The sequence below is a fragment of the Mycolicibacterium cosmeticum genome (assembly GCF_000613185.1).
GTDB classification, from domain to species: Bacteria; Actinomycetota; Actinomycetes; order Mycobacteriales; family Mycobacteriaceae; genus Mycobacterium; species Mycobacterium cosmeticum.
Genome location: NZ_CCBB010000001.1, coordinates 589,613 through 603,459, shown reverse-complemented (window position 1 = coordinate 603,459; position 13,847 = coordinate 589,613). Strand labels below are relative to the sequence as shown.

Genomic DNA, 13,847 nt, shown 5'->3' with positions numbered 1-13,847 from the left:
CGCCGGCGGCGTCCAGATTTGAGGGATTCCTGGCCGAAAGCGGGCAGCGCCGGGGCTATGTCGCGTCCCAGTATGGATGTCGGAGAGAGTCCGACAACCACACGACGAAGGCGCGACCATGTCAGAGATCATCGGCGGCATCGAGGTTCCCGACACCGCGGCGGTTGCCGAAGCCACCCGCATCCTGTGGGACAGCACCAGCCCACTCATCTACCATCACTCGCGCCGCGTCTTCTTCTTCGGCCAGATCCACGCGCGCCGACTGGGCATCGCACCCGATCCCGAATTGCTCTACCTGGCCGCCATGTTCCACGACACCGGTCTGGTCACCCCGTTCTCCGACGCCGAGCAGCGATTCGAGGTCGACGGGGCCGACCACGGGCGCGCATTCCTGCTCGAACGCGGTTTCTCCGCCACCGCGGCCGACACCGTATGGACCGCGATCGCGTTGCACACCACGCCGGGGATACCGGGGCGGATGGGCCCGGAGATCGCGGCAACACATCTGGGCGTGCTGACCGACGTGGTCGGTGTCGGCCTGGACGCGCTGCCCGACGGCCAGGTGGACGAGATTCTCGCCGTCCACCCGCGGGGTGATTTCAAGAACGCTTTCCTCAACGCCTACTTCGACGGTCTCAAGAACCGCCCGGAGACCACGATCGGCACCGTCAACGCCGACGTCGTCGAACATTTCATGCCCGATTTCCGGCGGGTGACCACCGTCGAGCGCATGCTGGGTTCACCCTGGCCGAGCTGACCGCGCGCCCGTCGCACCCGCGAAAACCGTTGAGAGGAAACCATATGCAGGCCATCACCATCCGCGACCGGGACGCCGGCATCGAGGGACTCACCCGCACCGAGGTGCCCTACCCGCACGCTGCCGAGAACGACGTCATCGTCCGTGTCCACGCCGCCGGCTTCACCCCGGGGGAACTCGACTGGCCGGCAACCTGGACCGACCGAGCCGGCCGGGACCGCACGCCCACGGTCCCCGGCCACGAACTGTCCGGGGTCGTCGCCCAACTCGGATACGGCACCACCGGGCTGACGGTCGGGCAGCGGGTGTTCGGCCTCGTCGACTGGTGCCGCGACGGCTCGCTGGCCGAATACACCGCCGTCGAAGCCCGCAACCTCGCACCGCTGGCCGCCGACATCGACCACACCGTGGCCGCGGCGCTGCCGATCTCGGGCCTGACGGCCTGGCAGGGGCTGTTCGTGCACGGCGGGCTGCGCACCGGCCAGACGGTCATCGTGCACGGCGCGGCCGGTGGTGTGGGATCGGTCGCCGTCCAACTGGCCCTGGAGGTGGGCGCCCGGGTCATCGGCACCGGCCGCGCCGACGACCGTGAGGTGGTGCTCGGCCTCGGTGCGCACGCCTTCGTGGATCCGGGTGCGGCCCCGTTGACCGACCTCGGCGCCGTCGACATGGTGTTCGACGTCATCGGCGGTGACATCCTGGCGCAGTCGGCGGCGCTGGTGCGCCCCGGCGGCACCGTGGTGAGTGTCGCCGAGCCACCTGCCGTCCGGCCCGAAGACGGCCGGGCGGTCTTCTTCGTCGTCGAACCGGACCGGGCACAGTTGCTCGAGCTGGCGCAGCGCGTCCGGACCGGGCGCCTGAGGCCCGTGATCGGCGCGGTGCGCCCACTCGCCGAAGCCGTCGACGCGTTCGCCCGCCGCACCCGCACGCCCGGGAAAACGATCATCCGGGTGGCCGACACCGAGGGAGAGCGGTCATGATCCGCGTGAGTCCCGCTCAGGGCGCGCTGACCGCGGTCGCCGCGTTGGTGGTCGGGTGTGCTGCTTCCGCCGCCCAACCGGCGTCGGCGTCGCCGCCGTCGGAAACGTTGGCACCCCTGCTGGAACAGGTGCTGCCCAATGTTCCCGGAAAGACCTTCACTTCGGCGACGGTGACCTTTTCACCCGCCGCCCGCGCGGTGCCGCATCGCCATGGTGACGCCTTCGTCTACGCCTATGTGCTCGAAGGAACGGTGCGCAGCCAGCTCGAAGGCCAACCGGACCGGGTGTTCCATCAAGGGGAGAGCTGGTCCGAAGCCCCAGGGGCACATCACCTTTCGACAGCGAATACCAGCTCGACCGAGCCGGCGAAACTCCTGGTCGTCTTCGTCGCCGACACCGGTCAGCCGCTCAAGGTCGACGACCCGCCCGGGTGAGGCGGTTCGCCACCGCGTGCCGTGCCGAACCGGCGGCGGTAGGCAGCGGGGCTCATCGACATACGTTTTGCGAACACCCGGCGCATGCTTTCGTAGCTGGGAAACCCGGCCCGCGTGGCCGCGTGTGTGGCGGTGTGCCCCTGGTCGAGCAGCGCCCTGGCCATGTCGAACCGGATGTTCTCCACGTACTTGGCCGGTGTGATGGAGAGTTCTTCGCGGAACAGGCGGGTCAGGTGGCGGGTGCTCACGTCGAGGTGCTTGGCGAGTTCGCCGATCGAGTGGTCGCCCTGCGGATCCGCGGTCACCAGATCGGCGATCCTGCGCAGCGCCGGCGTCCGCGGCGGCGGCCCCTGCAGGGGCGCGGAGAACTGTGACTGCCCGCCGGACCGTTGCAGATACACCACCAGGGTGCGTGCCACGTCGCGGGTGAGGTCCGCTCCATGGTCCTCCTCGACCAACGCCAGTGCCAGGTCGATGCCGGCGGTCACCCCGGCCGAGGTGTAGGTGTTGCCGTCGCGGACATAGATGGCATCGGGTTCGACATGGCACGTCGAGCACCGGCGCGAGAGTTGACCGGTGACCCGCCAGTGCGTGGTCGCCCGCTTACCGTCCAGCAGGCCGGCCGCCGCGAGGATGAAGGCGCCGGTGCAGATCGACGCGACGCGGCGGGCGCCGGGTGCCGGCAGCCGCGCGGCCGCCGCGAGTGACCGAGGCACCGGCGTCCGCGGGTAGAGATCGGAGCCGGGAACCAGGTACGTGTCGGGTGCGAGATCGACCGACACCACCCCGTCGACGGTGATGCCGAAACCCAGGTTCGACCGCACGGTGTCACCCGTCGGGGACATCAGCACGATTCGGTAGTCGGCACCGAACCGGTTGGCCTCCTTGAACACTTCGGCCGGACCCGCGACGTCGAGCAAGGTCACACCGTCATAGACGAGAATCGCGATCAGGCGTTGCGCGGGCACGGCCATGGGCACGATTATCGGCGAATCCGAACCGGTGCATCGACGGAACGGGTTTTGCCGGCAGCCGGCCGGCGCGAATACTGTCCGCATGCCGGGCACAGTCACCGTCGGGATCGCACAATGGCAGCCCCGCTGCGGCGAACCGGACCGCAACCTGCGGGATGCACTGGATTTCATCGCCACGCTGGCCGCCCGCGGATGCGCGTTGGTCGTCCTTCCCGAGCTGTGGCCGTGCGGCTATGACCCGGCGACGGTCGCGACCGACGCACCGGCAGCGGCCGAACCGCTCGATGGCGCGCGGGGGCAGGCGCTTGCCGCCGCGGCCCGCGAGCACCGGATGTGGCTGTTCGCCGGCACGGTGCCCGAGGGCGACGGCACGGACCTGTATAACACCGCGGTGGTGTACGCGCCGGACGGCCGGCTGGCGGCGGCCCACCGCAAGGTCTACCTGTACACACCGCTCGGCGAGGATCGGGTGTTCACGGCGGGGGACCGGGCCACGGTCGTGGACGTCGACGGCATCGGCGTGGTCGGTGTCAGCATCTGTTTCGACGGTGACCATCCCGACTATGCCCGCCTGCTGCACGACCGCGGCGCGCGCGTCGTGGTGGCACCGTGCGCCTACGAGACGGCAACCGAAAGCTGGTGGGACATCTTGTATCCCGCCAATGCGCTGGCCAATGGGCAATGGTGGGTGATGGCGAACCAATGCGGCGGCGCCCTGTTGGGCAAGAGCCGGATCATCGCCCCGGACGGCACGATCGTGGCGCAGGCCAGCCGAGTCGGTCCCGGCGCAGCTCCCGAACTCCTGGTCGCCACCGTCGATCTGGCCGCCGGCGTCCGCGCCGCCGAATCGGCCGCCGGCGCGCTCTGGGCGCAACCGGCACCTCCGCTGAAGCAATAGTTGCGCTTCGGCGCAGAATTTCGTACGGCTGGCCGTGGGCCGGTACGGTACCTGGGAAAGGTGCCGAGCGGAGGGGTGGGTCGTCATGGCGCGGGTGCGTAACCAGGATGCGCGACGCCACCAGCTCGTGTCGGCCGCCATCGAGGTCATCGCCCTGCGCGGAGTCGGCGGAATGCGGGCCAAGGACATCGCCGACGCGGCCGAGATCTCGCCGCGGCTGGTGGCCTACTACTACCCGGAGATCGAAGACCTCATCGACGACGTCTATCGCAGCGCGGTGGACCGGTACTACTGGCAACGGCTGGAAGCCATCAACAAACTCGACGACCCCCGCGACCGGTTGGCCAATCTCATCGAATCTGGCCTGCCGGCGGGCGCGGATGACATGCTCAACCGGGCGCTCTACGAATTGGCCGTCAATGCGGGTCGCGATCCCTCCCATGGGACACTGCTGACCCTGTTGTTCGACCGCGAGGTGTCGCTCTACGTCGCGGTGCTCGAAGCCGGCCACGCGTCGGGTCACTTCGCGCTCACCGAGCCTGTGCTGGCCATCGCCCGGAACTTCGTCGCTCTCGAGGACGCCTACGGCATGCACCTCAACGGGGGGAATTCGTCGTTGGACGTCCCCACCGCCGTCGGGCTGTTGCGGTCCTACGCACGCTCGGTCACCGGCGCCCACCTCTAGGATCCGCGCGTCCGGTCCCGCGATCGCTTGCTCGCATGCCGGCCACGGCTTGACTGCGTCGCCGCGGCCGTGCATTCTTTGCGTTCAAGCGCAGAGAATTCGTGAGAGGCGACAGGCGTGCGGGAATGTGGCGGCGGGCGGACCGGCTTCTATCACGACGAACTGTGCCTATGGCACAGCACCGGCGAAGCGGTTCTGTTCCTCCCGGTCGGTGGCTGGCTACAACCGCTGGCGGGCGCCGGACATCCCGAATCCCCGGAGTCCAAGCGCCGCCTGAAGTCGCTACTCGACGTCTCAGGGTTGACCGCCAGGCTGGCGGTCAGCAGCGCCGACCCCGCCACCGTCGACGATCTGCAGCGGGTGCACACCGACGAGTACATCCGGCGGTTCCAGGCGCTCAGTGCCGGCCGCGGCGGCGAGATCGGCCCCGAAGCGCTGTTCTCCCGAGGGGGTTTCGACATCGCTTCGCTGTCTGCGGGACTGGCCAAACAAGCCGTCCTGGACGTGCTCGACGGCAAGCACCCCAACGCCTTCGCGCTGTCGCGGCCACCGGGACATCACTGCCTGCCCGATACCGGCATGGGATTTTGCCTTTTGGCCAACATCCCCATCGCGATCGAGGCCGCCAAGGCGAGCCGCGGGCTGGGCAAGGTCGCTGTCATCGACTGGGATGTGCACCACGGCAACGGCACCCAGCACATCTACTATGAGCGTGCCGACGTGCTGACCATATCGCTGCACCAAGAGAACTGCTTTCCCGTCGACTCCGGCGCCGTGACCGAGCGCGGTGACGGTCCGGGCCGGGGCTTCAACATCAACGTTCCGCTGCCGCCGGGCTCCGGGCATGACACCTACCTGCACGCCATGCGCGCCATCGTCATCCCGGCGCTGGAGCGGTTCCGTCCCGAGCTCATCGTCGTGGCAAGCGGTTTGGATGCCAACGCCGTCGACCCTCTGGCACGACAGCTGTTGCACGCCGGGTCCTTTCGCGAGATGACACGCCTGGTTCGCCAGGCCGCCGACGGCTTGTGCGGCGGGCGACTGGTCGTGGTGCACGAGGGCGGATACGCCGAATCGACCGTACCGTTCTGCGGCCTTGCCGTCGTCGAAACGCTGTCGGGCATCCGCACCGACGTCGTCGATCCGTTCGAGCAGACGTTCATCGCCCAGCAGCCGACGGCACGGGTGCTCGAGTACCAGCGCGCCATCGTCGACGACATCGCCCGCGCACTCCACGCACCGCTCACCGCCACCAACCGAGAGGACGGCATCCACCCATGACCGACATCATCGAGGCCCAGCAGGCTCCGGCTCCCGACCCGGAGGCGAGCGACCTTGGCCGGCTGGCCCAGCGCCACCTCGTCATGAGCTTCACCCCTAAAACCGCGTACACGGACGCCCCGCCACCGGTGATGGTGCGCGGCGAGGGCAGCCACCTGTGGGACGCACACGGCCGTGAGTACGTCGACGCATTGGCCGGATTGTTCTGTGTGAATGTCGGATACAGCTTCGGGGCCGAGATCGGTGATGCGGTCCGCAACCAGATGGCCGATCTGCCGTACTACACCAATTGGGGGGTGGCTCACCCGCCGGCGGTGAAGCTGGCCGCCAAGATCGCCGAACTCGCGCCGCCCGGGTTGGATCGGGTGTACTTCACCTCCGGTGGTGGCGAATCCAACGAGGCGGCCATCAAGCTGATCAGGCAGTACCACCAGGCGCGTGGCGAATACACCAGGATCAAATTCCTGTCGCGCCGGGCCGCCTACCACGGCACGTCGATGGGCGCCCTGTCGCTCAACGGGATGACGAACCTGCGCAAGCAGTTCGAGCCGTTGATGTACGGTTCGCGGCACATCACCAACTGCAAGCGCTACAAGCGGCCCGCCGGTGAGACCGAACGGCAGTTCACCGCGTCGCTGTTGCGCGAGATCGACACCTTGATCGTCCAAGAAGGACCCGATACGGTGGCCGGGATCTTCCTCGAGCCGCTGCAGAATGCCGGTGGGTCGCTGGTTCCGCCCGCCGGATTCCACGCCGGCGTGCGCGAGCTCTGCGACCGGTACGGCATCGTGCTGGTGGCCGACGAGGTGATCTGTGGCTTCGGCCGATTGGGGGAGTGGTTCGGTTCGAGCCGGTTCGACGTCCAACCGGACATCATCACGTTCGCCAAGGGGGTGTCCTCGGCGCACGCACCGCTCGGCGGCATGATCACCAAGAGCGAGATCCTCGACGCCGTCAACGACGGGCCGGACGGAATGTATCTGCACGGCTTGACCTTCGGCGGCCATCCCGCCGCCTGTGCGGCGGGACTGGCGAATATCGCGGTGATGGAGCGCGAGGACGTGCTGGGCAACGTCAGGCGTAACGAGGCGTACTTCCGCACTGCGCTGGATGGTCTGCTCGACACGCGACTTGTCGGTGACGTCCGCGGCATCGGCTATCACTACTCGCTGGAACTGGTCACCGACAAGGACCGGTGTGCGTGGAGGGCGGCGACGAGTGCCGACGACTTCGTCTACACCATGCTGCAGCCGGCCCTGCTCGACGCCGGAATCCTCTGTCGCGCAGCGGTCGACCACGAAGGTACCCCGCTGGTCCAGTTCTCGCCGCCGTTGGTGTTCACCCGGTCGGATATCGATGATCTGGTGACCCGGATGCGCCGACTGCTCGAGGAACTTGCGGATCGGGTGTTGTGACGCGTTGACGGTTCGCCCGCACCCCACGGGATGCGGGCGAATTGTCGTGCTTACCAACAGATTTTGATAGTGCGGCGAAAGTGCTTGTATCACAACAGGCATCGGAAGAATCGATCTTCTGTGCAGGAAAAGAGTTCTTTACAGATTGCTGCGGCGGCCGCAGTGTCATACCTCACAGGGGCGGTACTGCCCGCCCGTCACATTCCGAACGAAGGTGCGATACATGGCCTCAGACAAGCCGATCGAAGTGTCGGCGGACCAGCAGACCGCTCGGGCCGCCAGCGAGACCAAACATCTGCAGAAGTCGCTGGGCCGCCTGGACATCATCTTCCTCATCGTCGCGGCGGTGGTGTCCATCGAGGTGCTCGGGCAGGTTTCCAGTTTCGGCGGGCAGACGTTCACCTGGGCGCTGGTGCTCGCGGTCTTCTTCCTGGTGCCGTACGGCCTGATCTTCGCCGAGATCGGCAGCACCTTCACCGACGAGGGCGGGGTGTACGTCTGGGTGCGCCGCGCCTTCGGCCGCCCGATGGCGGCGATCGCGTCGCTGCTGACCTGGATCACCCAACCGGTGTGGGTGGGCGGCTCGTGCACCTTCATCGCCGCCGAGGTGTGGAGCCAGTACGTCATGCCCTTCGATCACGGTTCGCTGACCGATTACCTCTTCAAGACGGTGTTCATCTGGATCACCGTGCTGGCGGCGGTGGTCAGCCTGCGCCACGGCAAGTGGATCCCCAACGCCGGAGCCATCCTGAAGATCCTGTTCCTCGCCGGTTTCCTCGTCACCGCGGCTATCTACGCCGCTCGCAACGGTCTTGCCGGCCTGGCGGCCGGTGACTTCTCCCCGACGCTGGCCGGCCTGCTCGGGGTGACACCGCTGCTGCTGTTCTCCTACCTCGGTTTCGAATCCGGCAACAGCGCCGCCGAGGAGATGAAGAAACCGGCACGGGACGTGCCGATCGCCATCGCACGGTCCTCCGCCATCGCCGCGGCCGCCTACCTGCTGCCCATCGCCGCCATCCTGCTGGTGGTGCCCGCCGACAAGATCACCGGAATCGGCGGTTTGATGGAGGCTGTCGCCACCGTCTACAGCGTCTACGGTTCGGCGGCCCCGGTCATGCTGACCCTCACCGGAATCGTCTTCACCCTGGTCCTGATGACCCAGGGTTCGGCGTGGATGATCATCAGCGACCGGATGCAGGCCATGGCCGCCGCCGACGGGGCGTTCTTCCGCGGTTTCTTCGGGCGCTTCCACCCGAAGCTGGGCACCCCGGTTCGGGTCAACCTGCTCTCCGGCGTGGTGGGCACCGTCTTCATGGTGTCCGCGATGGCGGTCAGCGGCTCCGCGGCCGCGGTGTTCGCCGTGGTGCTGTCGATCGCGGTCTCGACGTTCCTGCTCAGCTACCTGATCTCGATCCCCGCGGCGGTCCGGCTGCGCACGGCGTTCCCCGACATCGCGCGGCCGTTCAAGGTGCCGGTGTCCGACAACGGCTTCCGGGCCCTGGGTGCGCTGTGCTTCGCGTGGGTGGTGCTCGGCAGCTGGGTTGCCGTGTTTCCCGGCACCCTGGATCGCCTCTTCGGCCTGGAGTACGACTTCGAGGCAACCTGGGGTGTCAGCGCGGTCGTCTTCGAACTGTTCACCCTCGGCACGCTGGCCGCGCTGGCTGCCCTCGGGATCGTGGGCTATGTGACCGCCAAGCCGCTGCGCATGGAGGCCGCACGCAGTGAACGTCCGGCCGGGGCGGGCCGGCCCGCCGAACAGCCCCGGTAGCCTGCCGGCCTGCTGTATCGCCAAAATCGATGCAGTTGCGCGATTCTTTGTGATTTACCTGTCCTAGCCGCTCGCCAATACTCAGGTGATCGAGGACGCCACCGCGGAAACGCCGTTTGTCGAAAGTCGGTATCGCATGACTGCAGCCACGCCCACGCCCGAATCGGTCGAGCGCCGGACGATCGAACACATCCCGATCGACGAGCGGCACGGCCGCGCTCGCGACCTGTTCACGGTGTGGTTCGGCTCCAACATCATGTTGCTGACCATCATCACCGGCGCCCTGGCCACCACCGTCTTCGGCTTGCCGCTGTGGGCCGGCGCGCTCTCGGTGGTGCTGGGCAACGTCGTCGGCGCCGTGGTGATGGCGCTGCACGCCGCCCAAGGGCCGCAGATGGGGGTGCCGCAGATGCTGCAGACCCGCGCGCAGTTCGGCTCCTACGGCAGCCTGCTGGTCGTCGTCCTCGTCGTGTTCATGTATCTGGGCTTCTTCGCCTCCAACGCGGTGCTCGGCGGCCAAGCGCTGGCGAAGGTGACCGGGCTGCCGACCAGTTGGGCCATCATCGTCATCTGTGCGATCAGCGTGGTCGCGACCATGGTGGGCTACCGGCTGATCCACCGGGTGACCGCGATCCTTTCGGTCGTCGCCGGTGGCGCGCTCGTCGTCGCGTTCGTGTGGATCATCGGGGTCAACGGTGTCCCGGACGGCACGTGGCACACCGACGGTTTCTCGTGGGCCGGCTTCATGGCCACCCTGTCGGTGGCCGCGCTCTGGCAAATCGCCTATGCCCCTTATGTTTCGGACTACACCCGCTATATGCCTCGCGATACCGGTCAGCGCGCCGCGTTCTGGGGCACCTACTCCGGCTGCGTGCTGGGGTCGGTGCTGCCCATGCTGCTCGGTGTGCTGGTGGGTGCCGCACTGCCGGACGACGACACGATGGAGGGGCTGTCCACGCTGACGCACGGGGTCAGCACCGGCGTGTTCGCCATCTTCGCGATCGGCATCACGGCGACCAACGCGATGAACCTGTACTGCGGCACGTTGTCCACCATCACGGTGGGGCAGAACATCTTCCCGACGTGGAGCCCGCGGGCCGGCAGCCGCGCGGCGGTGTCGGTGGTGTTGTGCATCATCGCCCTCGTCCCGGCTCTGGTCAGTGCCGACGACTTCCTGGCCAACTACGCCAACTTCCTGGCGCTGCTGCTGTGCGTGCTCATCCCGTGGACGGCGGTCAACCTGGTCGACTATTACCTGCTGCGGCATGGCCACTACGACATAGACGCGCTGTTCGAACGCGACGGTGGCCGCTACGGCCGGTTCAACTGGGTGGCCATCGGGTGTTACTTCGCCGGCATCCTGGTGCAGATCCCGTTCCTGTCCACCACGCTGTTCACCGGTTTCGTCGCCGAAGCGATCGGGCATGTCGACATCTCGTGGATCGTCGGCCTGGTCGTCATCTGCCCCCTGTACTACGTGTTGATGTCGCCGCGGATGCGCAGCGTGGACGCCGCCGATGCCGTGCACGGGGTGGAGAGCGCCGCGTGAGCCATCCGGACTATCTGATCGTCGGCGGCGGCACGGCCGGTTGCATCGTCGCCGCCCGGCTGTCGGAGGATCCGGGCGTCACGGTGACCGTGGTGGAGCCGGGTCCGAGCGATGTCGACGAGCCGCGCGCACGCGACATCCGCCGGTGGGCCGAAATGCTGGAGGGTGAGTACGATTTCGACTACCGCAGCATCGCCCAGGAGCGCGGCAACCCGAACATCCGGCAGGCCCGCATGCATATCCTGGGCGGCTGCTCGACCGCGAACACGATGATCACCTGGCGCCCGCTCGCCGCCGATCTCGACGAATGGGTGGCACTGGGGGCCGACGGGTGGGACTCCGCGACGCTCGATCCGTACTACGACAGGATCGCCGCCCCGATCACGCCGGTCGCGGCCAAGGACCAGAACCCCTATGTCGCCGACGTCGTCGCCTCGGCGCGGCGCGCACTCGACCTGCCGGCACGGACCGCCTGGAACAGTGACCCCGATTTCGCCAGAACCGGCCGGGGCGCAGGCTTTTTCGAGATCGGTTACACGCCCGAGACGCATCTTCGTTCGTCGAGCTCGGTGCACTATCTGCACGAGGCCATCCGCACCCGGCCCAACCTGCGCGTGCTGCACGGGCTGACGGCCGTCAGGGTGCTCGTCGAGGACGGTGCGGCGGTCGGCGTGCTGGTGCGCGACGGCGGCGGAACCACCTCTGAACTGCGCGCGACGCGGGAAACGGTGCTGTGCTGCGGCGCGATCGACACCCCGAAGTTGTTGCAGCTGTCGGGGATCGGCCCCGCGCGGGTGCTCGCCGACGCCGGCGTCGAGGTGCTCGTCGACAGTCCGGGCGTGGGCGAGAACCTGATGGACCACGCCGAGGGACTGATCGTGTGGGAGGCCCGCGGGGACGTCCCGGACACCTGCGCCACCGGCTGGGACGCGGGTGCGGCCGTGCGCCTGCACGACGAGGGGCCGGCCCGGCCGGACATCCTGATGCACTTCCCGGTAGAGGCCGTCGCCGAGCACGCCGTGACCTACGGCACCGAACTCCCGGATCGCATCGTGTCGATCGCCCCGAACGTCGCCAAGCCCAAGAGCAGGGGCCGGATATGGATCACCACCGACGACCCGTCGGCGGCACCCAACATCGACTACCGCTATTTCACCGATCCCGACGGCGCCGACGAAGCCAACCTGATCGCCGGCATCCGGCTGGCGCGTCGCATCGCGGCGCAGGCGCCGATGGCGGACTGGATCGGGCGCGAGGTGTTTCCCGGTGCCGAGTTGACCACCGACGACGAACTGTCGGCACCGCTGCGGGCCACCCATCAGACCGTGTACCACGTGTCGGGCACCTGCCGCATGGGTGCGGCGAACGACCCGATGGCCGTGCTGGATTCGCGGCTGCGGGTCCGCGGTGTCGACCGGCTGCGCGTCGTCGACGCCTCGGTGTTCCCGACCATCCCGTCGGTGAACCCGGTGGGGACCATCATGACCGTCGCCGAGCGGGCCAGTGACCTCATCGCCGAGGACGCGGGCTCGGCCGACCGTCCGGTTGCGGCAGGCCGGTTGGTGTCGCGCTGATCGCGCGACACCAACCGGCCTCCGTCACAAGGCGATCCAGGTGGTCTTGAGACCGGTGTACTTGTCCAGGGCGTGCAGTGACAGGTCGCGGCCGAAGCCGGATTGCTTGAACCCGCCGAACGGTGTCTGGGCGCTGAGCGCGTCGACCGTGTTGACCGATACCGTGCCGGCCCGCAGCGCGGCCGAGACGGTGTGCGCTCGGCGCAGGTCGGTGGTCCAGACCGAGGCGGCCAGCCCGTACACGGTGTCGTTGGCCATCCGGACGGCCTCGTCCTGATCGTCGAACGTCTGCACGGCGAGCACCGGGCCGAACACCTCGTCGGTGACCAGTTCGGCGGCCGGGCCGAGGCCGGTGACGACGGTCGGGGTGATGAAACAGCCGCCGTCGACCCGCTGCCCGCCGATCCGCACCTGCCCCTCGGCGCGTGCCCGCTCGACGAACCCGAGCACGTGCTCGGTGTGGGCCTCGTCCACGATGGCGCCCTGCGCCGCCGCCGGATCCAGCGGATTGCCCGGCTGCATCTCGGCGGCGCGCGCGACCAGTTCCGAGACGAACCGGTCGGCAATCGAGTTCTGCACCAGCAGACGCGAATTCGACGAGCACACCGCGCCCTGGTTGTAGAACGCGCCGAAGAGCGCCTTGTCGACCGCCTGCTCGAGATCGGCGTCCTCGAACACCAGGTTCGGGCTCTTGCCGCCGCACTCCAGCCAGACCTGCTTGAGGTTGGAATCGGCGGCGTAGCGCAGGAATTGCTTGCCGGTGGCGGTGGACCCGGTGAAGGCCAGCACATCGACGTCGGGATGCCGACCCAGCGCGGCACCCGCGGTCTGGCCGAAGCCGGGCACCACGTTGAACACCCCGCGGGGCAGGCCGGCCTGGACGGCCAGCTCGGCCAGTCGCAGCGACGACAGTGGGGCGCGTTCGGACGGTTTGAGTACCACCGAATTCCCGGCGGCCAGGGCCGGGGCCACTTTCCACACCGCCAGGTCGAGGGGGAAGTTCCACGGTGTCACCGCGGCCACCACGCCGAGCGGCTCACGGGTGACCAGGGCCAGGTTGCCTGGCTCGGTGGGCGCGATCTCGCCGTTGATCTTGTCGATCACCTCGCCGTAGTAGGCGAAAAGCCCTGCGGCCGAAGGGACGTCGACGGTGAAGGCCTCGACGACCAGCTTGCCCATGTCCATCGAGTCCAGCAGCGCCAGTTCGACACTGTGCTCCTCGATCAGCTGCGCCAGTCGCAGCAGCACCCGTTTGCGTTCGGTGATCGAGCTGCGCGACCACTCGCCGTCCTCGAAGGCCCGACGGGCGCTGGACACGGCGCGGTCGACATCGGCATCCTGCGCCGACGCCACCGCGGCGATGACGTCCCCCGTCGCCGGGTTGATCGAGTCGAAGGTGGCGCCGGACTGCGCGGGCCAGAACTCGCCGTCGATGAAGATGCCGCCGCGCGGGCGCAACTCGGTGGCATGGCGGGTCCAGTCCGCCAGCGTCGCGGGGTGAGCATCGGCAATGGTCGTCACGTGTTCTCCTT

The 13,847-nt window shown here is 68.1% G+C and carries 12 protein-coding genes; 10 read left to right on the top strand and 2 right to left on the bottom strand.

All coding sequences use genetic code 11. The features are described from left to right. Positions 1-118: 118 nt before the first annotated feature. The 3 genes from BN977_RS02915 to BN977_RS02905 are packed head-to-tail and all read left to right on the top strand — an operon-like array spanning position 119 to position 2,171. Positions 119-757, top strand: a complete 639-nt coding sequence (locus tag BN977_RS02915; protein WP_036396264.1) for an HD domain-containing protein — start codon at positions 119-121, stop codon at positions 755-757. Between the two features lie 44 nt (positions 758-801). Beyond that, positions 802-1,737, top strand: a complete 936-nt coding sequence (locus tag BN977_RS02910) for an NADP-dependent oxidoreductase (RefSeq protein ID WP_036396262.1) — start codon at positions 802-804, stop codon at positions 1,735-1,737. After that, the gene (locus BN977_RS02905; protein ID WP_036396261.1) at positions 1,734-2,171 is read left to right on the top strand and encodes a cupin domain-containing protein; all 438 of its coding nucleotides are present in this window, start codon (positions 1,734-1,736) and stop codon (positions 2,169-2,171) included. The genes BN977_RS02910 and BN977_RS02905 overlap by 4 nt, the downstream gene beginning before the upstream one ends. Here the strand turns inward: BN977_RS02905 and BN977_RS02900 are convergent. Then, a complete protein-coding gene (locus BN977_RS02900) occupies positions 2,138-3,145 on the bottom strand; it encodes a GlxA family transcriptional regulator (protein ID WP_036396258.1) in 1,008 nt (335 codons plus the stop codon). The genes BN977_RS02905 and BN977_RS02900 overlap by 34 nt on opposite strands. A gap of 82 nt (positions 3,146-3,227) precedes the next feature. Here BN977_RS02900 and BN977_RS02895 point away from each other — a divergent pair, with 82 nt between their 5' ends. The 7 genes from BN977_RS02895 (at position 3,228) to BN977_RS02865 (ending at position 12,315) form a co-directional block, all read left to right on the top strand. Then, positions 3,228-4,043 (top strand): carbon-nitrogen hydrolase family protein, encoded by an 816-nt coding sequence (locus tag BN977_RS02895; RefSeq protein ID WP_051560989.1) that lies wholly within the window; start codon positions 3,228-3,230, stop codon positions 4,041-4,043. A gap of 85 nt (positions 4,044-4,128) precedes the next feature. Further along, positions 4,129-4,728 (top strand): TetR/AcrR family transcriptional regulator, encoded by a 600-nt coding sequence (locus BN977_RS02890; protein ID WP_036396255.1) that lies wholly within the window; start codon positions 4,129-4,131, stop codon positions 4,726-4,728. A gap of 117 nt (positions 4,729-4,845) precedes the next feature. Next, the gene (locus BN977_RS02885) at positions 4,846-6,009 is read left to right on the top strand and encodes a histone deacetylase-like amidohydrolase (protein ID WP_051560987.1); all 1,164 of its coding nucleotides are present in this window, start codon (positions 4,846-4,848) and stop codon (positions 6,007-6,009) included. Then, on the top strand, positions 6,006-7,424 hold the full coding sequence (locus tag BN977_RS02880; RefSeq protein ID WP_051560985.1) for an aspartate aminotransferase family protein: 1,419 nt from the start codon (positions 6,006-6,008) through the stop codon (positions 7,422-7,424). Before BN977_RS02885 ends, BN977_RS02880 begins: the two co-directional genes overlap by 4 nt. Positions 7,425-7,647: 223 nt before the next feature. Next, a complete protein-coding gene (locus tag BN977_RS02875) occupies positions 7,648-9,192 on the top strand; it encodes an APC family permease (protein ID WP_227456250.1) in 1,545 nt (514 codons plus the stop codon). Positions 9,193-9,328: 136 nt separating this feature from the next. Further along, on the top strand, positions 9,329-10,741 hold the full coding sequence (locus tag BN977_RS02870; RefSeq protein WP_024452631.1) for a purine-cytosine permease family protein: 1,413 nt from the start codon (positions 9,329-9,331) through the stop codon (positions 10,739-10,741). After that, positions 10,738-12,315, top strand: coding sequence for a GMC family oxidoreductase (locus BN977_RS02865; protein WP_036396252.1), 1,578 nt, complete (start codon positions 10,738-10,740; stop codon positions 12,313-12,315). Before BN977_RS02870 ends, BN977_RS02865 begins: the two co-directional genes overlap by 4 nt. Before the next feature lie 24 nt (positions 12,316-12,339). Here the strand turns inward: BN977_RS02865 and BN977_RS02860 are convergent, their stop codons facing one another. Next, a complete protein-coding gene (locus BN977_RS02860) occupies positions 12,340-13,827 on the bottom strand; it encodes an aldehyde dehydrogenase (protein ID WP_036398304.1) in 1,488 nt (495 codons plus the stop codon). Positions 13,828-13,847 lie beyond the last annotated feature (20 nt).

Bases quoted from the DNA above. Each gene is read 5' to 3' on its own strand.
- BN977_RS02880 (WP_051560985.1), top strand. From the start codon at position 6,006: ATGACCGACATCATCGAGGCCCAGCAGGCTCCGGCTCCCGACCCGGAG.
- BN977_RS02890 (WP_036396255.1), top strand. From the start codon at position 4,129: ATGGCGCGGGTGCGTAACCAGGATGCGCGACGCCACCAGCTCGTGTCG.
- BN977_RS02905 (WP_036396261.1), top strand. From the start codon at position 1,734: ATGATCCGCGTGAGTCCCGCTCAGGGCGCGCTGACCGCGGTCGCCGCG.
- BN977_RS02870 (WP_024452631.1), top strand. From the start codon at position 9,329: ATGACTGCAGCCACGCCCACGCCCGAATCGGTCGAGCGCCGGACGATC.
- BN977_RS02875 (WP_227456250.1), top strand. From the start codon at position 7,648: ATGGCCTCAGACAAGCCGATCGAAGTGTCGGCGGACCAGCAGACCGCT.
- BN977_RS02895 (WP_051560989.1), top strand. From the start codon at position 3,228: ATGCCGGGCACAGTCACCGTCGGGATCGCACAATGGCAGCCCCGCTGC.
- BN977_RS02915 (WP_036396264.1), top strand. From the start codon at position 119: ATGTCAGAGATCATCGGCGGCATCGAGGTTCCCGACACCGCGGCGGTT.
- BN977_RS02910 (WP_036396262.1), top strand. From the start codon at position 802: ATGCAGGCCATCACCATCCGCGACCGGGACGCCGGCATCGAGGGACTC.
- BN977_RS02900 (WP_036396258.1), bottom strand. From the start codon at position 3,145: ATGGCCGTGCCCGCGCAACGCCTGATCGCGATTCTCGTCTATGACGGT.